The organism is Priestia sp. 53B2 (assembly GCF_056099005.1).
The window spans coordinates 716,610-740,238 of sequence record NZ_JBLZXA010000020.1; the positions used below are offsets into that span (position 1 = coordinate 716,610).

General features: G+C 39.0%; 24 protein-coding genes. 19 read left to right on the top strand and 5 right to left on the bottom strand.

The features are described 5' to 3' along the window. Nucleotides 1–134: 134 nt before the first annotated feature. Nucleotides 135–1,463: a PhoH family protein gene (locus tag ACN6NE_RS17775; protein WP_129707148.1), complete on the top strand. Its 1,329-nt coding sequence runs from the start codon at nucleotides 135–137 to the stop codon at nucleotides 1,461–1,463. Nucleotides 1,464–1,500: 37 nt separating this feature from the next. Here ACN6NE_RS17775 and ACN6NE_RS17780 read toward each other — a convergent pair whose 3' ends face one another. Beyond that, on the bottom strand, nucleotides 1,501–2,001 hold the full coding sequence (locus tag ACN6NE_RS17780) for a peptidyl-prolyl cis-trans isomerase (protein WP_129707150.1): 501 nt from the start codon (nucleotides 1,999–2,001) through the stop codon (nucleotides 1,501–1,503). A 281-nt stretch (nucleotides 2,002–2,282) separates the two neighbouring features. On the opposite strand from ACN6NE_RS17780, the gene ACN6NE_RS17785 reads away from it, so the two are divergent. The 3 genes from ACN6NE_RS17785 to pyc all read left to right on the top strand — a co-directional run bounded on the left by ACN6NE_RS17785 (nucleotide 2,283) and on the right by pyc (nucleotide 7,466). Beyond that, a complete protein-coding gene (locus ACN6NE_RS17785) occupies nucleotides 2,283–2,549 on the top strand; it encodes an Fpa/YlaN family protein (protein ID WP_370506486.1) in 267 nt (88 codons plus the stop codon). A gap of 143 nt (nucleotides 2,550–2,692) precedes the next feature. Then, the gene (locus ACN6NE_RS17790) at nucleotides 2,693–3,883 is read left to right on the top strand and encodes an FtsW/RodA/SpoVE family cell cycle protein (protein ID WP_129707153.1); all 1,191 of its coding nucleotides are present in this window, start codon (nucleotides 2,693–2,695) and stop codon (nucleotides 3,881–3,883) included. 133 nt (nucleotides 3,884–4,016) lie between these two features. Then, nucleotides 4,017–7,466, top strand: a complete 3,450-nt coding sequence (gene pyc / locus ACN6NE_RS17795) for a pyruvate carboxylase (protein WP_129707155.1) — start codon at nucleotides 4,017–4,019, stop codon at nucleotides 7,464–7,466. 39 nt (nucleotides 7,467–7,505) lie between these two features. Here pyc and ACN6NE_RS17800 read toward each other — a convergent pair whose 3' ends face one another. Beyond that, on the bottom strand, nucleotides 7,506–8,408 hold the full coding sequence (locus ACN6NE_RS17800; RefSeq protein WP_129707157.1) for a COX15/CtaA family protein: 903 nt from the start codon (nucleotides 8,406–8,408) through the stop codon (nucleotides 7,506–7,508). Nucleotides 8,409–8,912: 504 nt separating this feature from the next. Here ACN6NE_RS17800 and cyoE point away from each other — a divergent pair. From cyoE to ctaG, 6 genes are all read left to right on the top strand, one after another. Continuing rightward, on the top strand, nucleotides 8,913–9,851 hold the full coding sequence (cyoE, locus tag ACN6NE_RS17805) for a heme o synthase (RefSeq protein WP_129707159.1): 939 nt from the start codon (nucleotides 8,913–8,915) through the stop codon (nucleotides 9,849–9,851). A 137-nt stretch (nucleotides 9,852–9,988) separates the two neighbouring features. Continuing rightward, nucleotides 9,989–11,044, top strand: coding sequence for a cytochrome c oxidase subunit II (coxB, locus tag ACN6NE_RS17810; RefSeq protein ID WP_016763448.1), 1,056 nt, complete (start codon nucleotides 9,989–9,991; stop codon nucleotides 11,042–11,044). A 34-nt stretch (nucleotides 11,045–11,078) separates the two neighbouring features. Continuing rightward, the gene (gene ctaD, locus ACN6NE_RS17815; protein ID WP_013082312.1) at nucleotides 11,079–12,944 is read left to right on the top strand and encodes a cytochrome c oxidase subunit I; all 1,866 of its coding nucleotides are present in this window, start codon (nucleotides 11,079–11,081) and stop codon (nucleotides 12,942–12,944) included. Next, on the top strand, nucleotides 12,944–13,564 hold the full coding sequence (gene ctaE, locus ACN6NE_RS17820) for a cytochrome c oxidase subunit III (RefSeq protein ID WP_013056081.1): 621 nt from the start codon (nucleotides 12,944–12,946) through the stop codon (nucleotides 13,562–13,564). The genes ctaD and ctaE overlap by 1 nt, the downstream gene beginning before the upstream one ends. Nucleotides 13,565–13,568: 4 nt before the next feature. Next, nucleotides 13,569–13,901 carry a cytochrome c oxidase subunit IVB gene (gene ctaF, locus ACN6NE_RS17825; protein ID WP_013082313.1) on the top strand — a complete coding sequence of 111 codons (333 nt, stop codon included), beginning with the start codon at nucleotides 13,569–13,571 and terminating at the stop codon, nucleotides 13,899–13,901. Between the two features lie 57 nt (nucleotides 13,902–13,958). Beyond that, complete coding sequence (gene ctaG, locus ACN6NE_RS17830) at nucleotides 13,959–14,897, top strand: cytochrome c oxidase assembly factor CtaG (protein ID WP_474326263.1); 939 nt, start codon at nucleotides 13,959–13,961, stop codon at nucleotides 14,895–14,897. Here the strand turns inward: ctaG and ACN6NE_RS17835 are convergent. Together ACN6NE_RS17835 and ACN6NE_RS17840 are read right to left on the bottom strand one after the other, a co-directional pair. Continuing rightward, complete coding sequence (locus ACN6NE_RS17835) at nucleotides 14,878–15,105, bottom strand: hypothetical protein (protein WP_165351698.1); 228 nt, start codon at nucleotides 15,103–15,105, stop codon at nucleotides 14,878–14,880. The two genes, ctaG and ACN6NE_RS17835, sit on opposite strands and share 20 nt — an antisense overlap. A 128-nt stretch (nucleotides 15,106–15,233) precedes the next feature. Then, nucleotides 15,234–15,593, bottom strand: coding sequence for a YugN family protein (locus ACN6NE_RS17840; protein WP_013056084.1), 360 nt, complete (start codon nucleotides 15,591–15,593; stop codon nucleotides 15,234–15,236). Nucleotides 15,594–15,778: 185 nt separating this feature from the next. Here ACN6NE_RS17840 and ACN6NE_RS17845 point away from each other — a divergent pair, with 185 nt between their 5' ends. The 4 genes from ACN6NE_RS17845 to ACN6NE_RS17860 all read left to right on the top strand — a co-directional run bounded on the left by ACN6NE_RS17845 (nucleotide 15,779) and on the right by ACN6NE_RS17860 (nucleotide 19,017). Continuing rightward, entirely contained in the window at nucleotides 15,779–16,198 is a 420-nt protein-coding gene (locus ACN6NE_RS17845; protein WP_474326267.1) for a CBS domain-containing protein, read from the top strand. 199 nt (nucleotides 16,199–16,397) lie between these two features. Further along, nucleotides 16,398–17,414: a CAP domain-containing protein gene (locus tag ACN6NE_RS17850; RefSeq protein ID WP_474326269.1), complete on the top strand. Its 1,017-nt coding sequence runs from the start codon at nucleotides 16,398–16,400 to the stop codon at nucleotides 17,412–17,414. An 84-nt stretch (nucleotides 17,415–17,498) separates the two neighbouring features. Continuing rightward, a complete protein-coding gene (locus tag ACN6NE_RS17855; RefSeq protein WP_129707167.1) occupies nucleotides 17,499–18,275 on the top strand; it encodes a sporulation protein YpjB in 777 nt (258 codons plus the stop codon). Between the two features lie 64 nt (nucleotides 18,276–18,339). Next, nucleotides 18,340–19,017 carry a zinc metallopeptidase gene (locus ACN6NE_RS17860; protein ID WP_013056088.1) on the top strand — a complete coding sequence of 226 codons (678 nt, stop codon included), beginning with the start codon at nucleotides 18,340–18,342 and terminating at the stop codon, nucleotides 19,015–19,017. Nucleotides 19,018–19,045: 28 nt separating this feature from the next. Here the strand turns inward: ACN6NE_RS17860 and ACN6NE_RS17865 are convergent, their stop codons facing one another. Then, entirely contained in the window at nucleotides 19,046–19,912 is an 867-nt protein-coding gene (locus ACN6NE_RS17865; RefSeq protein WP_013056089.1) for a YitT family protein, read from the bottom strand. A 312-nt stretch (nucleotides 19,913–20,224) separates the two neighbouring features. On the opposite strand from ACN6NE_RS17865, the gene ACN6NE_RS17870 reads away from it, so the two are divergent. The 5 genes from ACN6NE_RS17870 to bshA are packed head-to-tail and all read left to right on the top strand — an operon-like array spanning nucleotide 20,225 to nucleotide 23,628. Then, nucleotides 20,225–20,554 carry a nucleotide pyrophosphohydrolase gene (locus tag ACN6NE_RS17870; RefSeq protein ID WP_013056090.1) on the top strand — a complete coding sequence of 110 codons (330 nt, stop codon included), beginning with the start codon at nucleotides 20,225–20,227 and terminating at the stop codon, nucleotides 20,552–20,554. A 13-nt stretch (nucleotides 20,555–20,567) separates the two neighbouring features. Next, the gene (gene dapB, locus ACN6NE_RS17875) at nucleotides 20,568–21,368 is read left to right on the top strand and encodes a 4-hydroxy-tetrahydrodipicolinate reductase (RefSeq protein WP_013056091.1); all 801 of its coding nucleotides are present in this window, start codon (nucleotides 20,568–20,570) and stop codon (nucleotides 21,366–21,368) included. 12 nt (nucleotides 21,369–21,380) lie between these two features. Continuing rightward, the gene (gene mgsA, locus ACN6NE_RS17880; RefSeq protein WP_013056092.1) at nucleotides 21,381–21,779 is read left to right on the top strand and encodes a methylglyoxal synthase; all 399 of its coding nucleotides are present in this window, start codon (nucleotides 21,381–21,383) and stop codon (nucleotides 21,777–21,779) included. Nucleotides 21,780–21,789: 10 nt separating this feature from the next. Further along, nucleotides 21,790–22,500, top strand: coding sequence for a bacillithiol biosynthesis deacetylase BshB1 (gene bshB1, locus ACN6NE_RS17885; protein ID WP_474326275.1), 711 nt, complete (start codon nucleotides 21,790–21,792; stop codon nucleotides 22,498–22,500). Then, nucleotides 22,501–23,628, top strand: a complete 1,128-nt coding sequence (gene bshA, locus ACN6NE_RS17890; protein WP_013056094.1) for an N-acetyl-alpha-D-glucosaminyl L-malate synthase BshA — start codon at nucleotides 22,501–22,503, stop codon at nucleotides 23,626–23,628. Nucleotide 23,629: the final 1 nt, after the last annotated feature.

The window sequence follows — 23,629 nt, forward strand, 5'->3', positions numbered from 1 at the left end:
GTGTTCATATATTTAAAGAAAATGGTCCGTCCATTTAAGGTCACTTCACACATGTGCGTTACATAGTATATAAATGGATGGGTGCCTTGTTTCACTCCTTACAGGAAAAACAATCGGAGTAGGAGGCTGAATTATTGGGAAAAATTTATGTATTAGATACGAATGTTTTATTACAAGATCCGCATTCAATTTTTTCATTTGATGATAACGAAGTAGTGATTCCGGCCGTTGTGCTAGAAGAAGTTGATTCGAAAAAAAGAAATATGGATGAAGTCGGACGAAATGCAAGGCAGGTATCCAAACTCATTGATAACTTAAGACAACATGGAAAGTTATATGAGAGAATCCCTTTAGAAAATGGGGGCCATTTGCGAATTGAACTCAATCATCGCTCTTTTCAACAGCTTCAAGAAATCTTTGTGGAAAAAACAAATGATAATCGAATTTTAGCTGTTGCTAAAAATCTATCTCTTGAAGAGGAAACAAAAGAAGATGGACGTGAAGTGATACTAGTGAGTAAAGATGTGTTGGTACGTGTGAAGGCTGACGCAATCGGCTTAAGGGCAGAAGATTTTTTAAGTGATCGAGTAGTGGAATTCAATAGTATTTATACAGGCTTTTCTGAAGTCTATATTGCAAAAGAACTGCTGAGTCAATTTTACGAAAAAGGAGAACTGCTAACGTCTCAAATTGCGAACCACTCCTTTTTTGCAAATCAATTCTTAGTGATGAAAGATGCATTTGGAGGATCTGGATCAGCCATCGGCATTGTCGATCAAACAACAACGAAAGTAAAAAAGCTTTTATTTGAATATGATCATATCTGGGGAATCAAACCTCGAAATGTTCAGCAAATTATGGCTTTAGAACTTCTTCTTAGAGACGACGTTCAACTGGTCACGTTAATTGGAAAGGCAGGTACGGGTAAAACGCTGCTTGCTTTAGCTTCAGGACTTATGCAGACGGAAGATTTAGGGTGTTTTAAAAAACTACTTGTAGCTCGTCCAATTGTTCCTTTAGGGAAAGATATTGGATTCTTGCCAGGAGAAAAGCAGGAGAAGCTTCGTCCATGGATGCAGCCAATTTATGATAACCTAGAGTACTTATTCAACACTAAAAAACCTGGAGAGCTGGATGCGATTCTAGCTGGGCTCAGTTCAATAGAAGTGGAAGCCTTGACGTATATAAGAGGCCGAAGCATTCCGGAACAGTTCATTATTATTGATGAAGCGCAAAATTTAACGAAGCATGAAATAAAAACAATTTTAACAAGGGTGGGGGAAAAGAGTAAAATTGTCCTTATGGGAGATCCGGCTCAAATTGATCATCCTTATTTAGATGAGTATAACAACGGATTAACGTACGTAGTTGAAAAGTTTAAAGAGCAAAAAGTATCGGGCCACGTTCGGTTAATCAAAGGAGAGCGCTCCGGGCTAGCACAATTAGCAGCTGATATTCTTTAAAAGAAGCAGGGTTCCTTGTGGAACCCCGCTTCTTTTATTATGTAACGATGATTTCTTCCACATATTTAATAGGTTTATTTCGGTTAGATCCGTCAGGTAAATAGACATAGATAGGCCCATCTTCTCTAAGAGGCTTTCCATCTTGGCTGAAACCAAAGATTAGTTTTTGCGCTTCTTCTAATGAAAAAGAAATCAGCGCATCTTTTGTTTTAAATGAAACGTTGGTAGCTTCTTCAGTAGGTGAAGCGTTTGCTAGAAAAGGTGCAAATAAAATGCCAAATGTTCCATTTACTAGCTCCTGTTTTTTGAATTTCTTTTCGGTTTTTAACGTAGGAGGAAAGACGGCTCCCTCTTGAATTTCACGGTCCCAATGCTTCGAAACAGCCTTTGTGTACGCTTCTGTCTCGTCTTTTTGCTCCGGTGGATGTTCAAAGAAAACGTCCATATCGAGCTTGCGGTCATCGAAAATCCACACGCTTGGGTCGAGTGTCAGCGTATATTTTACTTTTCCTTTTAACATAATAATTGAATTCATCATAAATGCCCCCTTGCTAAAAGTATAAGCGCTTTCTACTTATTTGTCACTTTGATGAAAAAATTTAGTTGAGAGTGATTTTCGTATGATATAATGGAAAGGTCAACGAAAGTGCGAAATTTCCTACATCTATGGTAACGGTTTTGAGAAAGTAACAGTATAAAAAAGACGGCCAGCCTCACGGACATGTTTATCCTTGCTTTTTTGGAGCATAGCCTTTAAAATTGAGAGATAGATTAGGTAATCGCTCGCGAACGGAGGGATTGAGTTTGACGCCTGAGACAATGATAGATCATCGTGAAAAAGCGTATGCGTTGTTAAAAGCTGATGCAGATAAGATTTTGCAATTAATTCAAGTTCAAATGGATAACTTAACAATGCCACAATGTCCTCTTTATGAAGAGGTTTTAGATACACAAATGTTTGGTTTATCAAGAGAAATTGATTTTGCAGTTCGTCTTGGTTTAATTGATGAACGTGTTGGAAAAACATTGCTAGACCGCCTCGAGCGTGAACTTTCTGCACTGCATGAAGCGTTTACAAAAAAATAAAAATCACGCGATCGAAACTCAAACTATATACAAACGTAGTTTGAGTTTTTTATTACAGGTGGTTGAAATTTCCTAATCTACTCAAATTTGTACATAAAAGATGAAACGAAACAGAAACACGTCATTTTTAAAGGAAGAGGGTTATGGTAAAAAAAATATTTAGGCATTTTGACTATTCAATTGTAATTCCAGTGCTGCTTCTTTGTGCGGTTGGACTAGTTATGGTTTACAGTTCAAGTATGATTGTAAGTATTACAAGATATCATACGTCAAGCGATTTCTTTTACAACAGACAAAAGATGTGGCTTGCTTTTACGCTTGTATTGTTCATTTTAACAATGCTAACACCTTACAAGCTGTATCCTAAAATACTGCCTTATGCAATTCTGGGCATTTTTGTACTGCTTTTGCTTGTATTTGTAATGGGGCATACGAGTAACAATGCGCAAAGTTGGCTGAAGCTTGGCGGGGCAAACATGCAGCCAGCTGAGTATGCCAAGCTTGTTGTCATTTTGTACTTATCGTATGTTTTGTCTAAAAGACAAGAGTATATTGATAATATCAAAAAAGCTTTTTTTGGACCTATGGGTCTTGTATTTCTAATATTAGGTTTTGTAGCTATTCAGCCTGACCTTGGAACGGGATCAATTATTTTTGCTATTGCCGTTACCATTATGCTATGTTCGGGAATCTCTAAAAAAACCTTTTTCCGCATGCTAGCACTAGGGCTCATTTTGCTTACGGTAATTATTACAATTGGTTTTTTTACAGGTCAGTTTACGGCCAATCGAATTGGCCGTTTTACCGGTGCATCAGATCCGTTTGCCAATGCTCAAGGAACCGGTTATCAGCTGGTTAATTCATATTTAGCAATAGGTACAGGAGGCTTGAAAGGCCTTGGTTTAGGAGAAAGTGTACAAAAGTATGGTTATCTTCCGGAGCCCCATACCGATTTCATTATGGCTATTATTGCAGAAGAATTAGGGTTCTTTGGAGTTATGCTCGTGCTGGGTCTTTTAGGCTTCTTAATTTTCAGGATTTTAATGCTGGCTAAAAAATCTCAGGATCCGTTTGCTAGCATGATTTGTATTGGAGTAGCCAGTATGATAGGTATTCAAACAGGCATTAACCTTGGTGGGCTTACGGGACTCATTCCGATTACCGGCGTCACGCTTCCGTTTATCAGTTACGGAGGGTCTTCGCTGCTAACGCTGATGGTATCTATGGGAATTATTGTAAATATTTCGTTTTTCGTAAATTATCAAAATAAAAAACAGAAAAATACGGAAAATATTGTGCTACATCCGAACAATACATCAACAACAAGCGATTGATTTTCGTGAAAAAATTGTGTAAAAAAAGCAAAAATTTATTGGAATTTTATCATTTTCCATTGATTTTTGCTTTTCTTTTATCCAATTTTGCTATATATTGAAGTTTATACGAAATTGAGAGGAGATTAGCAACATGAGTTTTGTAACTAAAAAAATCAAAAAAGTATTAGTAGCAAACCGAGGAGAAATTGCGATTCGTGTATTTCGAGCATGTACTGAACTGAATATTCGGACTGTTGCAATTTATTCTAAGGAAGACGCAGGTTCTTATCACCGTTACAAAGCGGATGAAGCCTATTTAGTAGGAGCGGAGAAAAAACCGATTGATGCTTATTTAGATATAGAAGGCATCATCGATATTGCTAAGTCTCATGATGTAGATGCTATTCACCCTGGCTATGGTTTTTTGTCAGAAAATATCCAATTTGCGAAACGTTGTGAAGAAGAAGGTATTATTTTTATTGGCCCAAAATCCAAGCATCTTGATATGTTTGGCGATAAAGTAAAAGCACGTCATCAGGCTATTCAAGCAGATATTCCCGTCATTCCTGGTACGGATGGTCCTATTGATTCAATTGACGAAGCAAAAGAATTTGCTAATCAGCATGGATATCCTCTAATGATCAAAGCGGCTTTGGGCGGAGGCGGTCGAGGCATGCGTATCGTTCGCGATGCAGACAGCCTGAATGAATCTTATGACCGTGCTAAATCAGAAGCAAAAGCTGCTTTTGGTAATGATGAAGTGTATGTCGAGAAACTAGTTGAAAATCCAAAACATATTGAAGTGCAAATTTTAGGTGATGAACAAGGAAATGTTGTACATCTTTATGAACGCGACTGTTCTGTGCAGCGTCGTCACCAAAAAGTAGTAGAAGTAGCACCAAGTGTTTCTATAGATGAAGACTTACGTCTCCGCATTTGTGAAGCAGCTGTGCAGCTGATGGAAAAAGTGCAGTACATAAATGCTGGTACAGTAGAATTTTTAGTGTCAGGAAACGATTTTTATTTTATTGAAGTAAATCCACGTGTTCAAGTAGAGCACACAATTACTGAAATGATTACAGGTATTGATATCGTTCAATCGCAAATTTTAATTGCAGACGGCTACGCGATTCACAGCAAGGAAGTGTCCATTCCTGCACAAGATCAAATTCACGTACATGGATATGCGATTCAATCTCGTGTGACGACAGAAGATCCGTTAAACAATTTTATGCCGGATACGGGTAAGATTATGGCTTATCGTTCTGGTGGCGGTTTTGGCGTACGCTTAGATACGGGAAACAGCTTCCAAGGTGCTGTAATTACGCCTTATTATGATTCACTGTTAGTAAAAGTAACAACATGGGCATTAACATTCGATCAAGCCGCATCAAAAATGGTACGGAACTTAAAAGAATTTCGTATTCGTGGAATTAAAACCAATATTCCGTTCCTTGAAAATGTAGTGAAGCATGATAAGTTCTTAACAGGTGCTTATGATACATCATTTATTGATACAACGCCTGAACTTTTTGTTTTCCCGAAGCGAAAAGACCGCGGAACTAAAATGCTTACATACATTGGGAATGTTACGGTAAATGGATTCCCAGGTGTATCTGAAAAGAAAAAGCCGATCTTTACGAAACCGCGCGTTCCTAGTGTGGATATAAGCAAACCAATTCAAAACGGAACAAAGCAGATTTTAGATGAAAAAGGTGCAGAAGGTTTAGTAAATTGGGTGAAAGAACGCAAGGAAGTGCTATTAACGGATACAACCTTCCGTGATGGCCATCAGTCTCTTTTAGCAACGCGTATCCGTACAAACGACTTAAAACAAGTAGCTAACCCAACTGCACGCTTGCTTCCAGATTTATTTTCTATGGAAATGTGGGGGGGAGCAACGTTTGATGTTGCTTATCGATTCTTAAAAGAAGATCCGTGGGATCGCTTGCTTACTTTACGTCAACAAGCGCCAAACGTTCTTTTCCAAATGCTTCTTCGCGCGTCAAATGCCGTTGGATATAAAAACTATCCTGATAATGTAATTAAAGAATTTGTTGAAAAATCAGCTTATGCAGGTATTGATGTTTTCCGTATCTTTGACAGCTTAAACTGGGTGCAAGGAATGACTCTTGCAATTGACTCCGTTCGTCAAACAGGAAAGATTGCAGAAGCAGCGATGTGTTATACAGGTGATATTTTAGATCCGACGCGCCGTAAGTATGATTTGGATTACTACAAGAACTTAGCAAAAGAGCTTGAGCAGTCTGGAGCACATATCCTGGGCATTAAAGATATGGCGGGTCTTTTAAAACCACAGGCAGCTTATGATTTAGTATCGGCTCTAAAAGAAACGGTTGATATTCCAATCCACCTTCATACGCATGATACAAGCGGAAACGGTGTATACACGTATGCAAAAGCAATTGAAGCGGGTGTAGACATTGTAGACGTAGCCGTAAGCTCAATGGCAGGCTTAACGTCTCAGCCAAGTGCTAACTCTCTTTATTACGCATTAGAAGGTGCGGACCGCAGACCAAATCTAGATATTAAAAATCTAGAAGAGCTTTCTTACTATTGGGAAGACGTGCGAAAATATTACCAAGACTTCGAAAGCGGCATGAACGCTCCTCATACAGAAGTATATGTGCATGAAATGCCAGGCGGTCAATATAGCAACTTACAGCAACAAGCAAAAGCAGTTGGTTTAGGAAACCGCTGGGATGAAGTAAAAGATATGTATTCACGCGTGAATTTGTTATTTGGTGATATTGTAAAAGTTACGCCATCATCAAAAGTAGTTGGAGATATGGCATTGTTTATGGTTCAAAACAACTTGACAGAAGAAACGCTGTTTGAGCGCGGTGAAACGCTTGACTTCCCGGATTCAGTTATTGAATTGTTTGAAGGGTATTTAGGGCAGCCTCACGGGGGATTCCCTAAAGAGCTTCAGCGCATCATTCTAAAAGGCAGAAAACCTATTACAGTTCGTCCTGGAGAATTGTTAGAAGATGTGGACTTCGATGCAGTGAAAGAAAAGCTATTTAAAGACTTAAATCGTCAAGTAACGAGTTTTGATGCCATTGCTTATGCGCTGTATCCAAAAGTATTTATGGATTATCACAAAGCAGTCGAACAATACGGGGACATTTCTGTTCTTGATACTCCGACTTTCCTATACGGCATGCGTTTAGGAGAAGAGGTTGAAATTGAGATTGAAAAAGGAAAAACCTTAATTGTCCGCCTTGTATCCATTGGAGAACCGCAGGCAGACGGTACGCGAGCGGTATACTTTGAATTGAACGGTCAGCCTCGTGAAGTCGTGATTAAAGACGAAAGTGTTAAAACAACCGTTACGGCAAAACAAAAAGCCGACCAAGGAAATCCGGCCCACATCGGCGCTTCAATGCCTGGAACCGTTATTCGAGTAGTAGTAGAAAAAGGCGATAAAGTCTCAAAAGGTGATCACTTAATGATCACAGAAGCAATGAAAATGGAAACAACCGTGCAAGCACCATTTGACGGCGTGATTAAACAAGTACACGTGTCGAGTGGAGATGGCATTCAGCCGGGAGATTTATTAATTGAATTAGAAAGCTGATTAAAAAAGGTACGAGCTCTGAGCTCGTACCTTTTTTGATCAATTATGTGTATGACGCGTTGCAAGTAAGGTTAAGTAGCTTAATACACCGAATAGGAAAGAGATAATTAAAGAATGAGCAAGCGCGAGCTCTAGCTGCAAACGTGTGACAACAACAAGCATACCGGAAACCGCCTGAAAAATAACTAGAATGAGAGCAGCTAACCATCCGTAAAAAATATTTTTTTGATGGCGATAATATTTAACTGCATGGATAAAGGAAGCTAAAATCCATACAAACGTTAAAACAGCAGCGAATCGATGTCCCATTTGAATCCACTGATTCAAATCAACAGGTAGCCAACCGTTTCCGTTTGAACAAAATGGAACGTCTGGACAAGCCAAGCTAGCTTCTTTATGGCGAACAAGCGCGCCCGTGTACACAACGGCATATGTGTACAAGATAACCCCGTAAATGTGTTTTTTCATTTTAGAGCCTAGCTGTATATTAGTTGCGTCGAGCTTTTGATCCACTTCAAAGATAATAAGTGTTAACAGCAGCACAGAAGCAAACGAAATAAGGGAAATACCAAAATGAAGGGCAAGCACTGCATCTGATTGCCCCCACATAACGGCAGCGGCCCCAATTAATGCTTGCAGTACTAGGAAGAAAAAAGAGATAAACGCTAAAGGTCTAACTTCTTTTATATGCCCTAGTGAAATCCATGCCCATACGCATAAAGCGAGCACTAGAAAGCCCGACACGCCAGAAACTAAGCGGTGGCTTAATTCAACAACGGTTTCAAATGTTAAAGGGTCAGGAATGAGCTGTCCATTACACAGAGGCCAAGAATCTCCGCACCCGTCTGCTGAACCAGTTTTCGTGACAAGGGCACCGCCAAGTAGAATAAGTAACATGGCCATGCTCGTCACAACGGATAAAAATTTTAATCCAAGTCGCACAATAATCACCATCCTAAAAGCAAAGTAAGTAATATAACGAGCTAAACAATTTATCCTAATCTTTTTGTATATTAAACATAAATTTCATTTATTCTCCATAAACTTGATTGAATTTGTTATAATGGTAGAAAGTGTAAGGTTTGTTCATGAGTTTGACTCTGCAGATATGTAAAAGGTACCGTACAGAAAACTATTTTACTTGCAGAAATATCTTTTAACAAGTGACAGGGACATGCATTTAGCTCATGACAAAAAAAATCCATATTTTTTTCATGAATTCTTCACAAAGTAACGGCAAAATATGGTTTAATAAACATGAGAAATAGATATTTCTCTACTATTTTATCGTTTACATGTGAAGCTTTTAAGTAGCTTTGATGAGAGGAATATGCCTTCTTTGTGAACAAAGGGGAGATTTTTGTAAAAATATGTTGAAAACGCCTTCATTTATAGACTCTTTATTTACTAGATAAAAGTCTGTGGATGAGTAAAGGAGGAAGCGCCATGGAAGATTCAAAAGTGGTGGAAGATTCAACGCTTTCTGCATCGCCTAACACAGCTCATGTAAGCGAAAATAGTTCCGTTTGGTCAGATTTTTTAGCTACGATTAAAATTGGAATAGTCAACTCAAATTTCATCACCACCTTTACTGGTTTTTGGCTAGCTCTTTTCTTCAACGAACAACACTTCTTAGAAAACCTGGATAAAGCATTTTTTACTTTAATAGGTTCTTCACTTATCATCGCCGGTTCATGCAGTTTGAACAATTACATAGATCGTGACATTGACCCTCTAATGGAACGAACAAAGGGACGACCTACAGTGACAGGGAGTTTTACACCTTTGACGGTCCTTGGGATTGGAATCGGTTTTACGTTAACCGGCTTGCTTATGCTACTAGTTGTTTCTTCCGTAGCCGCTCTCATCGGATTAGCAGGAATACTTACATATGTAGTTCTTTACACCATGTGGTCCAAAAGACTATACACAATTAATACAGTAATCGGAAGTGTATCAGGGGCTGTCCCGCCTTTAATTGGATGGGCCGCTATCGATCCCAATTTACATGTAGTGGCTTGGGTGTTATTTTTAATCATGTTTATTTGGCAACCGCCTCATTTTCTAGCTCTTGCTATGCGAAGATGTGAAGAATACCGAGCAGCGGGAATCCCTATGTTGCCTGTTGTACACGGTTTTGAGCTTACAAAACGACAGATTCTCATTTGGATTGCTTGTTTGTTGCCATTACCTCTTTATTTATACGAATTAGGCACTCCATTTCTAATTTTGGCCACTGTTTTAAACATAGGATGGCTATTTTTAGGATTTGCTCAATACAATAAACAAGAAGACACAAAGTGGGCTAGCATGATGTTTGTCTACTCACTAAACTATTTAACTATTTTATTTGTCTCAATGATTGTCGCAACGCTTTTTGCCTAGATAAAATCTTTCGCTGAATGCGACACTGCACAAGGGGGATTTCTTCTACATGTAGAATTCATTATAGAAGGAATAAGTTTTATGCTCAAGAGGGCATAGATGAAATCACGTCAATGAAAGAGAGGTTGGGGAATGGTATGAAAAAATGGCGATTGAACTTTCGTGTTTTGTCGTTATTTACGCTGCTTGCATTCGTGTTATCGGCCTGTGGAAAACCGTTTTTGTCAACACTTAAGCCTGCAGGTGAGGTAGCTGAAGAACAATATTCGCTTATGCTGCTTAGTACAGCCATCATGGTTTTAGTTATTATTGTTGTCACCATTATCTTTATATTTGTTATTCTGCGCTTTCGTCGTCGTAAAGGCGAAGAAAATGTGATTCCAAAGCAAGTAGAGGGAAGCAGAAAGTTAGAAATTATATGGACAGTGATCCCTATCTTGCTGCTGATTATTTTGACTGTTCCAACGGTCATCTCAACATTTAAGCTAGCGGATGTAAAAGGAATGAAGGACAAAGATGCTGTCGTAGTAAATGTGCGCGCTAACTTGTACTGGTGGGAATTTGAGTATCCTAATCAAAAAATTATTACATCGCAAGATCTAGTTGTTCCAACGGATAAAAAAGTCTACTTTAACATTAAAGCTTCTGACGTCAAGCACTCATTCTGGATTCCGTCAGTTGGAGGAAAGCTCGATGCTAACACAGAAAATGATAATAAATTCTGGCTAGTGTTTGATTCTAAAAAATCAAAGGAAGCTAACGGGGTTTTCTACGGAAAATGTGCTGAGCTTTGCGGTCCATCTCATTCTCTTATGGACTTTAAAGTACGGGCTGTATCAAGCGATGAATTTGATACGTGGGCAAAAGATTTGAAAAAGGCAAAGCCTGATGTAGAAACAGCATCCGCAAAAGCTGGCCAAGAGGTCTTTAATGAAAGCTGTATCGGATGTCATGCTGTTGACGTCAAAGACAATCGTCCAGAGCAAGCTCGTCAAGCACCAAACTTAGCCGGTTTTTCTGAACGTGAGCGTGTAGCTGGGGTGCTTCCTCACAACAAGGAAAATATCAAAAAATGGTTAAAAGACCCTGAAAAAGTTAAGCCGGGTAATAAGATGAGTGGTACATATCCTGACTTAACAGATGAACAAGTGAATGAGCTAGCAGACTATTTAATGAGTTTAAAAGAAAAATAAACGTCCAGTCGTTTTTAAAAGGGGAGGTTTAGCGATGAGTACACTCAGTCAAAAGAAGGGTGTAGGTGGAACAATTTGGGACTTTATGACAACCGTTGACCATAAGAAAATCGCCATTCTTTATTTAATTGCCGGCGGTATCTTTTTTCTAGTCGGAGGAGTGGAAGCGCTATTTATACGTATTCAGCTTGCTATACCAAGCAATGACTTTGTCAGTGCAGGAACGTATAATGAAATTTTAACAATGCATGGAACAACAATGATTTTCTTAGCCGCAATGCCGCTTCTTTTTGCGATGATGAATGCAGTTGTTCCGCTGCAAATTGGAGCTCGAGATGTAGCATTTCCATTTTTAAATTTGTTAGGTTTTTGGTTGTTTGCCTTTGGGGGACTCTTTTTAAATCTAAGCTGGTTTTTAGGAGGAGCACCTGATGCAGGTTGGACATCCTATGCTTCGCTGTCTATTGCATCACCTGGTCACGGCATTGATTTTTATGCGATAGGTTTGCAGATTTCGGGAGCCGGGACATTGATTTCAGGTATCAACTTTCTCGTGACAATCATTAACATGAGGGCGCCAGGTATGACTTATATGCGTATGCCGCTGTTTACGTGGACGACGTTTGTTGCATCAGCTCTTATTTTGTTTGCGTTTCCAGCACTGACGGTTGGATTGTTTTTAATGATTTTTGACCGCTTATTTGGTGGGAACTTTTTTGACGCTACAATGGGTGGAAACACCATTATCTGGGAACATCTTTTCTGGATATTCGGTCATCCGGAAGTATATATTTTAATTCTTCCAGCGTTTGGTGTTTTCTCTGAAATTTTACCTACTTTTTCAAGAAAGAGATTATTCGGGTACTCGTCGATGGTTTTTGCTACCGTATTAATCGGATTTTTAGGGTTCATGGTGTGGGCTCACCACATGTTTACAACTGGACTTGGTCCGATTGCAAATGCCATTTTTGCTGTCGCTACGATGGCTATCGCCGTTCCAACTGGAATTAAAATTTTCAACTGGCTGTTTACGCTTTGGGGAGGAAGTATTGAGTTTACGTCTCCAATGCTGTATGCTGTCGCCTTTATTCCATCATTTGTTATCGGGGGAGTAACAGGAGTTATGGCAGCTGTAGCACCTGCAGATTATCAATTTCAAGATTCTTATTTTATCGTTGCCCACTTCCATTACGTTATCGTAGGCGGTGTCGTCTACGCTATATTAGCAGGTGTCACATACTGGTGGCCAAAAATGTTTGGGAAGATGTTAGATGAAAAGTTAAGCAAAGCAACGTTTTGGCTCTTTTTGATTGGTTTCCACTTAACGTTCTTTATTCAGCATTTCTTGGGCCTAATGGGGATGCCTCGCCGCGTATGGACGTTCTTGCCTAATCAAGGTCTCGACCTTGGGAATGCAATCAGTTCATCAGGAGCTGCTTTCATGGCGGTTGCTACGCTCATTTTACTTGTTAATATTATAAAAACAACTGCCAAAGGACAAAAGGTAGGAGGAGACCCTTGGGGAGACGGACGTACATTAGAATGGGCTATTTCATCTCCGCCTCCAGAGTATAACTTTAAACAAACGCCGCTTGTACGCGGGTTAGATGCATATTGGATTGAAAAAATGGCAGGAAATAAAGAAATGACGCCAGCCGAACCTCTTGGTGATATTCATATGCCAAACTCGTCGTTTATTCCATTTATGATATCGCTTGGAATGTTTATTGCAGGGATTGGCTTTTTGTATCGAAATGATCATGCGTGGGGAGATATTGTAGGGATTATTGGAATGATCGTCATGTTTTTATCAATGTTCTTCCGTTCATGGATTGATGATCACGGCTTTCATATTCACAAAGAAGACTTAGTTGATGATGACAAGGAGGCGAAGATGTAATGGAGACTGAACAAAAGCTAACTGCTGAAACTTTCCCTGCTTCGCCTGAAAAAGCAACGCTTGAAGGGAAAAATAAATTTACTGGCTTTTGGCTCTTTTTAGGCGGAGAGACGGTTTTGTTTGCTTCCCTTTTTGCTACTTATTTAGCTTTGCGCAACTCAACCATGTCAGGGCCTAAGCCAGAAGAATTATTTGATATTAAGCTTGTATTTGCAGCGACTATGATTTTATTAACAAGTTCATTAACAAGCGTATATGCTATGTATCATATGAAAAATTTTGAATTTAAAAAGATGCAGCTATGGTTAGGCGTTACGTGGCTTTTAGGTTTAGCGTTTTTAGGGCTAGAAATTTATGAGTTCAGGCATTATGTTCATGAAGGGCATACGTTTACAAGCAGCGCATTCGGTTCTTCTTTCTACGCGCTGGTTGGGACACACGGAGCTCACGTAACGTTCGGATTGCTTTGGATTGGTTCTTTGATGATTCGAAATGCGAAGCGGGGACTAAACTTATATAACGCCCCAAAATATTATGTAGCAAGTTTATACTGGCACTTTATCGATGTGGTTTGGGTCTTTATTTTCACGGTTGTATACTTAATGGGAATGGTGGGATAAGCTGATGACGACAAATCAATCAAACTCAGATAACCCAAGGCTCAATTTAGATTATCGTAAAAAAAGAAACGCAGAAGATATGAAGATGCAAGTTATCTCTTTTGGGATGATGTTGTTTCTAACACTAATTGCTTTTTTTGCGGTTTATCAAGAGTTTAGCGGATGGTACATTATGCCGGTGATTGTGCTCTTGGCCGTTGTTCAAGTCATCTTTCAACTTTATTATTTCATGCATATGAACCACAAAGGACATACCATACCAGCATTTTTCTTGTATTCAGGCGTATTGGTAGCTCTTTTAACCATTTTAGCTTTTGTAACCATTATTTGGTGGTAAAGAGAAGGGCTGGCATGCGCCAGTCCTTTTCATCATCTGTAGAAGGAGGAATAGACGTTGATTAACAATTTGCAGATGTTTGGTTTTGAAGCACTTTGGAGTCCTTACTATTTTTTAACCATTTGTCTGGTGACCGTCTTATATTTTTTCATCGTTGGTAGATGGAGAGGGAATTTTAGAGGAGCGATGGCCGTAAACAGAAAAACAAAAGCGTATTTTGTTATTAGCATGGTTCTTTTATATATATGTAAAGGAGGACCTGTAGATTTACTAGGGCATTTTATGTTTAGTGCTCATATGACGCAAATGGCAATCGTTTACTTGGTGATTCCTCCGCTTTTTATTTTAGGAATTCCGCCGTGGTTAGCTCGTTGTGGTATTTATGTAAGAGGGGTTAAACCTGTTTTTAAATTCTTTACAAAGCCCTTAATTGCGCTACTATTATTCAATGGGTTATTCTCTTTGTATCATATTCCGCTGCTTTTTGATTTTATTAAAACGGATATGATGCTCCACGGAATCGTGAGTGTTATATTATTTATCGCTGCATTTTGCATGTGGTGGCCACTCGTTAATCAGCTAGAAGAAGAACAAACGCTAAGTTCTTTAAAAAAGCTTGGATACATTTTTGCAGATGGCGTACTCCTTACTCCAGCGTGCGCGCTGATTATTTTTGCAAATCATTCTTTATATGCGACGTATACAGACTCAAGCGCTTGGGTACAAGCTCTTTCCCTTTGTGTACCGCCTTCTATGATTGCAAGTTTAGGGCAGCTTGCTCCCGAGATGTTTAATAGGCTGCCGCCCGTGGAAGATCAGCAGCTAGGCGGCGTTATTATGAAGATCATTCAAGAAATTGTGTATGGAACGGTTTTAGGCTTTATTTTTTTTCAGTGGGCTCGACAAGAACGAGAGAAAGATACGTACATGCCTGATTTTAGTGAACGTCAAGATATAAAAGCAAAGGAGATCCCATCTACTCCTCCTTTGAATTAAAAACAGATCGCGACATAACTACATCAATCCAAACTAAAGACAAACAAATGGGATAAAGGAGCTGAACCGCTTGTGAAACCGCGGTTGATTTCCATGCAAGGCTTCCCTTTCCGCGGGCGGGCGGTGAGCCTCCTCGTCGCTTTTGCTCCTGCCGGTTCTCATATGTGCCGCTTTTCCCGCAGGAGTTTTTGCCTTGCTCTCCGATCAACTGCTAGAAGCAGCTACACGAAACCTACGTTCAATATGACAACAAAAAACGAACTACCAATCAATAATTTTGATTAGTAGTTCGCATTTAACTTCAACTAACATACTTTGTCTCAGCCTCTTTTACTTCTATAGCTGAACGGTTTCAAGCTGTGATTTGATTTGTGTTAATATCTTTTCACACTGTTCTACAAGGGATGGCGGAAAGTATTCGCCGTCTCCATATTCTACACCGTGAGGATAATAATGTTTGCCTAGTAGAGGTGTCATAAGATGAATAACAGCATGTCTGCCCCCTACATCGCCTGAAATAGCATGTCCTTGGACTCGCAAATAGAAGGTATCTCGCTGAAACTCGAATTTTCGATCGTACGTGACGCGTTCATAATCCCATTGTCCGGCGCGGACCAGACCAAATTGATGCATAATCTCATCTAATAAATCTAAATCAACCTTTAATGAATCAAATTTTGCATATTCAAATTTCATATGAACTCCCTCCCAAAACAGATATACCCCAATTAAATCATAAGCCGAATGGATAAAACTTGCAATATCTAATAAGGAAAAATGTAAACGTTATCTATTTTTATTTAAACGTTTTAAATACGAAAGTTTACTAAAAAGTTGGTCACACTATAAAGCGAACACATTATGTAAAGGAGGATAAAACAATGAAAACTGTACAAGAGGTAATGACAGCTGATACGGAAACATGCACCACGCTCGATAACGTATATGAAGTGGCAGTGAAAATGAAGGAATGGAATGTAGGAGCAATTCCAATTGTCGATAGAGATCAGCTAGTAGGAATGATTACAGATCGAGACTTAGTTATAAAAGGCATTGCAGAAAAGAAGCCAAATTCAAGTAAAGTAACGGATGTTATGAGTGAAGAGCTTATAACTATTACAGCGGAAGCCTCTGTAGAAGAAGCTGCTAAGCTTATGGCTCAACATCAAATCCGTCGTCTTCCTGTTGTGGAAAACCAAAAGCTAGTAGGGATTGTATCGCTAGGTGATTTATCAACGTTTCGCTATGCAAATGAACGTGCAGGAGAAGCGCTCTCAGACATTTCAGAACAAACGCATTAAAAAGCGAAAGCCAACTAAGCCAACTGTTTGCAGTATATTCGTAAATAGTTGGCTTTTTCTTTTGTTTCCTTCATACCAATAGCTATTTTTTTTTGAATGCATGTATAATAGAGATAAAAATAAGTTAAACAGGTAAAGAAAACAGGTGTAAGGAGAGGAAGAAAAGCTGAAAAAAGTTATTTTTATTCTCGTATTAATAGTGGCATTTGTATACGCGGAGGATTATTTACCTCAGCTAGAAAAATATCTAACGGGTCAAAATATTGAGCAAAACCAAACGGATTCCAAAAGTCAGCCTACACAAGAAGTGGCTTCTTATGAAAAACAAAGTGAAAATATGATGAAGCTCATTGGAGATCATTCAGAACAGCTGATTGGAATGCTTGGAGAGCCGGATCGTATTGATTCTTCTGCATATGGCTATGACTGGTGGATTTACAAAAAGAATCGTCAAACGTATGCGCAGGTAGGAGTAGAAAATAATCAAGTCGTATCTGTATACGTCATTGGTTCAAAAACAAATACAGATCCTTTTGAGATTGGTGAGAAGCGAGAGGAAGTAGAAAAAAGAGTTTCACTTTCATCCGAACTCACGCTTCAAAAAGACGGAAATGAATACCGATTTCGTCTGAGTGAAGAGGATATGAAAATGCGCCCAATTATTAAATATGGAGATGTATACGTCCAACTATATTTTGATCAGTTCCTTAATACAATCTCAAGTATTCGAATTATGGACATGAACACGCTATTAAAACAGCGTCCGTACGAAATCGTTTATCGCGGTGAGCTTCCAACAGCTCCGTCATTAACATCGGATGAGTGGAAAAGTGTCCAAGAAGGAGAAGAACAGCAAATTATCGATATTACAAATGTAATTCGAGACCGGTTTCAGCTGTCACCTTTAGCTTGGGACGAAGCCACTGCCGGAGTAGCTTATTTACACAGCAAAGAAATGAGCGACTTAAACTATTTCTCTCACGTTTCACCAGCACAAGGTGATTTAGGCAACCGTCTGCAAAAAGGTGATGTAGTATATCGTATCGCGGGCGAAAATATTGCCTCGAATTATCAGGATGGAATCGCTGCGGTTGAAGGGTGGCTTAATAGTGAGGGACATCGTAAGGCTTTACTCAATAAAGAGTTTACGCGTCTTGGTGTAGGTGTATATGAGAAATATTATACGCAAAACTTTATCACTCCGATGAATGAATAGTAAGATCAAAACTTCCTTTTGAAAATAGGTCTACTCTTGTCCTCTTTCTCATAAGTTTTAGTAGAGGTTAGAGGAGGGACGAGAATGAAAGGAAGAATAGTAGGAATATTGCTCGTACTTTTCTTTGCATATACGACTACTGTACATGCAGCTGAAGGGCAGTGGGAAAAGCTTGATAACTTATCTGATCAAACGCTATCGCTTGTAGAGCAAAAGGAGTATAAAGCAGCCCAACATTTGTTCAGAAACTTTTCGAATGAATTTACCAGTCTCAATACAGCTTCTTTGGGCGTATCGGCCGAAGATATACGTATTTTAACTCTTTGTTATGAACAGGTAGAAAGGTCTCTTTTATCTTCTGATTCCAGTGATGAAGAACGTCTTCAAAAAGCTACTCAATTTCGATTATTAGTCGATGCGCTGCACAGCAAGCATCAGCCTATGTGGACTGAGCTCGAAGGGAGTATGCTAGCAACATTTAAAGAGATGAGAAATGAAGCGGTAAAAGGAGAACAAGCGGCTTATGAAGCGCAGCTTAAGCAATTTTTGAAGGAATATGATATGATCTTACCGAGCGCGCAGGTAGACGTGTCGTCTCCCTACGTACAGCGTGTGAGCGCGGACGTTCACTTTTTACAAACTGAGGGAACGCTAAGTGAGATTAACGATGAGCAGTTTAACCAAATGGAACAAAACTTAAAAGGTTTTTTTGAACAAGTAAAAGAAAATCGTACAGACCCGTCTTTTATTTGGGTTACAATTACCACCGGAAGTATTATTATTGCTACACTTTTTTATGTAGGAGCGCGAAAATATTTCGCTGACCAGAAAAGAAAGTCAGCTAGAGGGCGTAATGATTGACGTAAAAGCGCAGAGTTGTCTAAAATAAAAGAGTAGTCAAACACATAATGAAAGGTGTGGGTAAATGAGCTTTTTGATTTATTTTCTCATTATTATCCTTGTGCCAATTTGGGCACAGTTTAAGGTGAGAAGTGCTTACAAAAAATATTCACAAGTAAGCAACTCATCAGGAATGACAGGCGCAGAAGTAGCAAGAAAAATTTTGGATGAAAACGGGTTGTACAACGTTCACGTAGAGCCTGTAGGCGGATTTTTATCGGATCACTACGATCCTCGTTCAAAAGTAATTCGTTTGTCAGAAGACAACTATTACGGAACGTCTGTCGCAGGCGCTGCCGTTGCGGCTCACGAAGTGGGACACGCGATTCAAGACAAAGAAAACTATTCGTTTTTACGTCTTCGCCACTCGCTTGTGCCGGTGGCAAGCCTTGGATCAAACGCTTCTTGGATTTTAATTATGATTGGAATTATCGCGTCGATTAAGCCGTTGCTATTGTTAGGTATTATCTTCATGGCAGCAGCGGTCGTATTCCAGGTTGTAACACTGCCTGTTGAATTTAACGCTTCAAGCCGAGCAATGACGCAAATCGTCTCAGTCGGAGCGATTCGAAATGACGAAGAGCGCGAGACGCGCAAAGTGCTTAACGCAGCGGCTTTAACATACGTAGCAGCCGCAGCAGTAGCAGTTCTTGAGCTGGTTCGTTTAATCATGATTTATACAGGAATGAATAACGACGACTAATAAAAAATACCGCTAATGCGGTATTTTTTTATCTTTCAAGCGGTTTTTTATTTTCATCAAGAGTAAATCCTTCGCCCAAGACATCATGAACATCCGTAACTGCAACGAATGCGTGTGGATCTACAGAAGTAATAACTTGCTTTAAACGGAAAATTTCATTTTTACTAACAACACAGTATAGCACGTTGGTATCTTGCTTAGAAAAAGAACCTTGTCCTTTTAAAATCGTCACGCCTCGATCCATTTCTTTCATAATTTTATCCGATATGGCTTCGTTATGATTTGAAATGATCGTTGCTCCTTTGGCGGCATACGCGCCGTCTTGCATAAAGTCAATAACCCGTGCAGCGACAAAAACTGCAACAAGTGTGTACATAGCTTCTCGGTAGGATAAATAAATGAGAGACGCACTAATCACAATAAAGTCAAAAAGAAACATCGTTTTCCCCATATTCCACCCGATATATTTTTGAACAACACGTGCGATGATATCGACTCCTCCTGTTGTTCCTCCAAACCTGAAAATAATACCAAGACCCACTCCAATAAAAACACCGGCAAAAAGAGCTGCTAGAGTCATATCATGTCGCAGGGGCATATTCACCGGGAAGCGCTGGAATATCCATAAAAATAGCGATAAGCTGACGACTCCGAGCATGGTATAAATAAATGCTGTTCTCCCTAATAGTTTCCACCCTACAAAAAACAAAGGAATATTTAACACTAAGTTAGAATAAGAGGGATCAATGTTAAATAAGAAAAATAAAAGCAGGGTAATGCCTGTGAATCCACCTTCAGCTAAATTGTTTTGCATGTTAAAATTAACAAGTCCAAACGCAAATATGGCAGCACCAAGCAGTATAAAAATAATATTTTTAAATCTGAGACCTTTCATACTTACAAACCTCCTATGACCGTTTTTGCACTACCTTATCATAAAGGAATATATTTCATTTCGTAAATAACTATCGAAAAGATTTTTGAAAATAGTAAAAAGTGATGATGTTACTTCTAGTGCTATGTATTAGTAGTATCCTCAATTCGTAAAATATAGACAGATTTTTGAGAATTAAGGGAAACGTGAGGAATATTGTGAAAGAGCATCTGATAAAGGCTTGGTAAGAAGAAGTAATTACACTAAATAATTTGAAGTAAAGATGTTATAATAGTAAGCTGAGTGTACTTCTAAAAGAGGTGAAATAAAAAGATGTCAAAAAAAACGATGGAACAAATGCAGCAAGAAGTTGATGCATATATTAGCCAATTTAAAGAAGGATATTTTAGTCCTCTTGCTATGCTTGCGCGAATGTCGGAAGAAGTGGGCGAATTATCGCGCGAAATTAACCACTATTATGGTGAAAAGCCGAAGAAAACGACTGAAGCAGAACGTACGGTCGAAGAAGAAATGGGCGACATTTTATTTGTATTAATTTGCTTTGCAAATTCATTAAATATTGATTTACAAGAAGCGCATGATCGCGTTATGAATAAATTTAATACGCGTGACAAAGATCGCTGGACGAAAAAAGAAGACTAAGGAGAGAAAAAGAATGGACAAAATTCGAATTGTACTTGCAGGACCAAGAGGTCGTATGGGAAAAGAAGCTGTATTATTAATAGAAGAAACAGAGCATTTTGAATTAGTAGCAGCGGTAGATCGTATCAATGAAGGAAAATACATAAGTGATATTGAAGGAATGCCAAATGTACAAGCGCCAATCTACACGGATATTGAAAAATGTTTTCAAGACGTTAAGGCAGATGTTTTAGTTGACTTGACAACACCTGAAATTGGGCGCGTTCATACTAAAACAGCCCTAACATATGGAGTAAGGCCTGTTGTAGGAACAACTGGCTTTTCAGAAGAAGATTTAAAAGAATTAAAGCAGCTTGCTGAAGAGAAGGAACTTGGCTGTATCATTGCACCTAATTTTGCGATTGGCGCTATTTTAATGATGAAGTTTTCACAAATGGCAGCTAAATACTTTGATGATGTTGAAATTATTGAAATGCATCACGATCAAAAGTTAGATGCACCATCAGGAACAGGCTTAAAAACAGCGGAGCTTATCAGTGAAGTTCGTGAAGCAAAAAAACAGGGTCATCCTGAGGAAAAAGAATTGCTAGAAGGGGCGCGCGGTGCAGATTATGAAGGAATCCGCCTACATAGCGTACGCCTGCCAGGGCTGATTGCTCACCAAGAAGTGATGTTCGGAGGATTTGGACAAACATTAAAAATCCGTCATGATTCATACAACCGTGCTTCTTTTATGTCAGGTGTGAAGCTAGCTGTTGATACAGTTATGAACGTAGACACACTTGTATATGGATTAGAAAATATTATTGACTAAGGAGCGAGAAAAATGAAAATCGCCTTAATTGCACATGATAAAAAGAAAAATGATATGGTACAATTCACAACAGCCTATCAAGCGATTTTACAGGAACATTCGCTGTTCGCAACAGGAACAACAGGAACGCGTATTTCAGAAGCAACAGGTTTGAAGGTTCACCGCTTTCAATCAGGACCCCTTGGAGGAGATCAGGAGATAGGAGCTTTAATTGCTCAAAATGAAATGGATATGGTTATTTTTTTCCGCGATCCGTTAACAGCTCAGCCTCATGAACCTGATATTTCAGCTCTGATGCGCCTATGTGACGTCTATGCGGTTCCTCTTGCAACGAATATGGGAACAGCAGAGATTTTAATTCATGGACTTGAACGAGGCGATTTGCATTGGCGTTCAATTATAAAAAAATAGGGTGAAGATAATGAAAGAAACAATAGATATCCTTGCCTTTGGTGCTCATGCCGATGATGTAGAAATCGGCATGGGTGGAACCATTGCAAGAATGAGTGAACAAGGTTTGAAGGTAGTTATTTGCGATTTGACGCAAGCTGAACTTTCTTCAAATGGAACGGTTGAAATTCGAAAACAAGAAGCGTCCAAAGCTGCTAATGTCTTAGGTGTTCATGAGCGAATTCATCTGGATTTGCCAGACAGAGGTTTGGTTTTAAAGGCAGAGTATATAGCTGAAATTGCATCAGTTATTCGCACGTATCAACCAAGGATTATATTTGCTCCTTACTTTGAAGATCGTCATCCTGATCATGGAAATTGTGCAAAGCTTGTAGAAGAGGCCATGTTTTCAGCTGGCGTTAAAAATTATATCGATTATAAGAAGCAAAAAGCTCATCGTGCTGAGGCTCTTTATTTCTATATGATAAATGGATTTCATAAGCCAGATTTTGTCGTAGATGTATCAAGCACGTTTCAAAAGAAAGTAGCTAGTCTAGAGGCTTATGAAAGTCAATTTATAAAAACAGCAGATACGTTTGATACGCCGCTGGTAAACGGATATATTGAAACGGTAGAGAGCAGAGAGCAATTATTTGGCAAAGAAGTCGGGGTAACATACGGTGAAGGTTTTTTATCTAAAAAACCGATTTTGATGTACGACGATTTAGTAGGTGGAAAATAAATGAAGTTAAAAATTGGTATTACATGTTATGCTTCCGTTGGAGGTTCAGGAGTGGTAGCAACGGAGCTAGGGAAGCTGCTGGCTGAAAAAGGGCACGAAATTCATTTTATTTCCTCTAGCATGCCTTTTAGATTGACGAAAGTATATCCAAATATTTATTTTCACGAAGTAGATGTAAATCAGTACTCCGTCTTTAAATACCCTCCGTATGATCTCGCTTTATCCAGTAAAATGGCTGAAGTGGCTAAAAGAGAAAAGCTTGACATTATTCATACGCACTATGCAATCCCCCATGCCGTTTGCGGGATTTTAGCTAAACAAATGGTGGAGCACGAAGTGAAAATTGTGACGACTCTTCATGGGACAGATATTACGGTTCTAGGAGAGGATCCATCGTTAAAAGATTTAATTAAATTTGGAATTGAGAAATCAGATGCAGTGACGGCTGTATCTCAGTCACTTGTTGATCAAACTCACCATTTGATTAGTCCAGATAAAGAAATTGAAACGATGTATAATTTTATTGATGAACGAGTTTATCATAAAAAAGAAGTTCAGTATTTAAAAGCGGAGTATGGCATATTAGAAAATGAAAAAGTCGTTATTCATATTTCAAACTTTCGTCAAGTCAAACGAGTTACAGATATAGTCAAAACATTTGCTATTATTAATAAAAAGCTTCAGTCTAAGCTGCTCCTTGTAGGAGACGGCCCTGAAATGACGGTAGTGTCTCAATTAGTAAGAGAGCTAAATCTTCAAGATTCTGTGTTATTTCTTGGGAAACAAGAAAATGTAGCAGAACTATATTCGATTAGCGATTTAAAACTGTTATTATCTGAAAAAGAAAGCTTTGGGCTTGTACTTTTAGAAGCTATGGCTTGTGGTGTTCCGTGCATCGGAACAAATATAGGCGGAATACCCGAAGTAATTGAACACGAAAAAACAGGATATATTTGCGAAGTGGGAGACGTCGAAGAGGCAGCGAGCAAAGCAATTCAGCTACTTGAAAATGAACAGTTGCATCACCAAATGAGGGAAGCGTCTCTAAGCGCAGTTAATCATAAATTTCATTCAACAGAGATTGTGAGTCAATATGAAAAACTTTATTATAAATTGGTACAGGGTTGAA

Excerpts from the sequence above, each read along its gene's own strand:
- ACN6NE_RS17845 (WP_474326267.1), top strand. The coding sequence starts at position 15,779 with ATGAAAACTGTACAAGAGGTAATGACAGCTGATACGGAAACATGCACC.
- bshA (WP_013056094.1), top strand. The coding sequence starts at position 22,501 with ATGAAGTTAAAAATTGGTATTACATGTTATGCTTCCGTTGGAGGTTCA.
- mgsA (WP_013056092.1), top strand. The coding sequence starts at position 21,381 with ATGAAAATCGCCTTAATTGCACATGATAAAAAGAAAAATGATATGGTA.
- ACN6NE_RS17840 (WP_013056084.1), bottom strand. The coding sequence starts at position 15,593 with ATGAAATTTGAATATGCAAAATTTGATTCATTAAAGGTTGATTTAGAT.
- ACN6NE_RS17855 (WP_129707167.1), top strand. The coding sequence starts at position 17,499 with ATGAAAGGAAGAATAGTAGGAATATTGCTCGTACTTTTCTTTGCATAT.
- cyoE (WP_129707159.1), top strand. The coding sequence starts at position 8,913 with ATGGAAGATTCAAAAGTGGTGGAAGATTCAACGCTTTCTGCATCGCCT.
- ctaF (WP_013082313.1), top strand. The coding sequence starts at position 13,569 with ATGACGACAAATCAATCAAACTCAGATAACCCAAGGCTCAATTTAGAT.
- ACN6NE_RS17865 (WP_013056089.1), bottom strand. The coding sequence starts at position 19,912 with ATGAAAGGTCTCAGATTTAAAAATATTATTTTTATACTGCTTGGTGCT.
- ACN6NE_RS17860 (WP_013056088.1), top strand. The coding sequence starts at position 18,340 with ATGAGCTTTTTGATTTATTTTCTCATTATTATCCTTGTGCCAATTTGG.
- ACN6NE_RS17790 (WP_129707153.1), top strand. The coding sequence starts at position 2,693 with ATGGTAAAAAAAATATTTAGGCATTTTGACTATTCAATTGTAATTCCA.
- bshB1 (WP_474326275.1), top strand. The coding sequence starts at position 21,790 with ATGAAAGAAACAATAGATATCCTTGCCTTTGGTGCTCATGCCGATGAT.
- ACN6NE_RS17780 (WP_129707150.1), bottom strand. The coding sequence starts at position 2,001 with ATGATGAATTCAATTATTATGTTAAAAGGAAAAGTAAAATATACGCTG.
- ctaD (WP_013082312.1), top strand. The coding sequence starts at position 11,079 with ATGAGTACACTCAGTCAAAAGAAGGGTGTAGGTGGAACAATTTGGGAC.
- ACN6NE_RS17785 (WP_370506486.1), top strand. The coding sequence starts at position 2,283 with ATGATAGATCATCGTGAAAAAGCGTATGCGTTGTTAAAAGCTGATGCA.
- pyc (WP_129707155.1), top strand. The coding sequence starts at position 4,017 with ATGAGTTTTGTAACTAAAAAAATCAAAAAAGTATTAGTAGCAAACCGA.
- dapB (WP_013056091.1), top strand. The coding sequence starts at position 20,568 with ATGGACAAAATTCGAATTGTACTTGCAGGACCAAGAGGTCGTATGGGA.
- ACN6NE_RS17870 (WP_013056090.1), top strand. The coding sequence starts at position 20,225 with ATGTCAAAAAAAACGATGGAACAAATGCAGCAAGAAGTTGATGCATAT.
- coxB (WP_016763448.1), top strand. The coding sequence starts at position 9,989 with ATGAAAAAATGGCGATTGAACTTTCGTGTTTTGTCGTTATTTACGCTG.
- ctaE (WP_013056081.1), top strand. The coding sequence starts at position 12,944 with ATGGAGACTGAACAAAAGCTAACTGCTGAAACTTTCCCTGCTTCGCCT.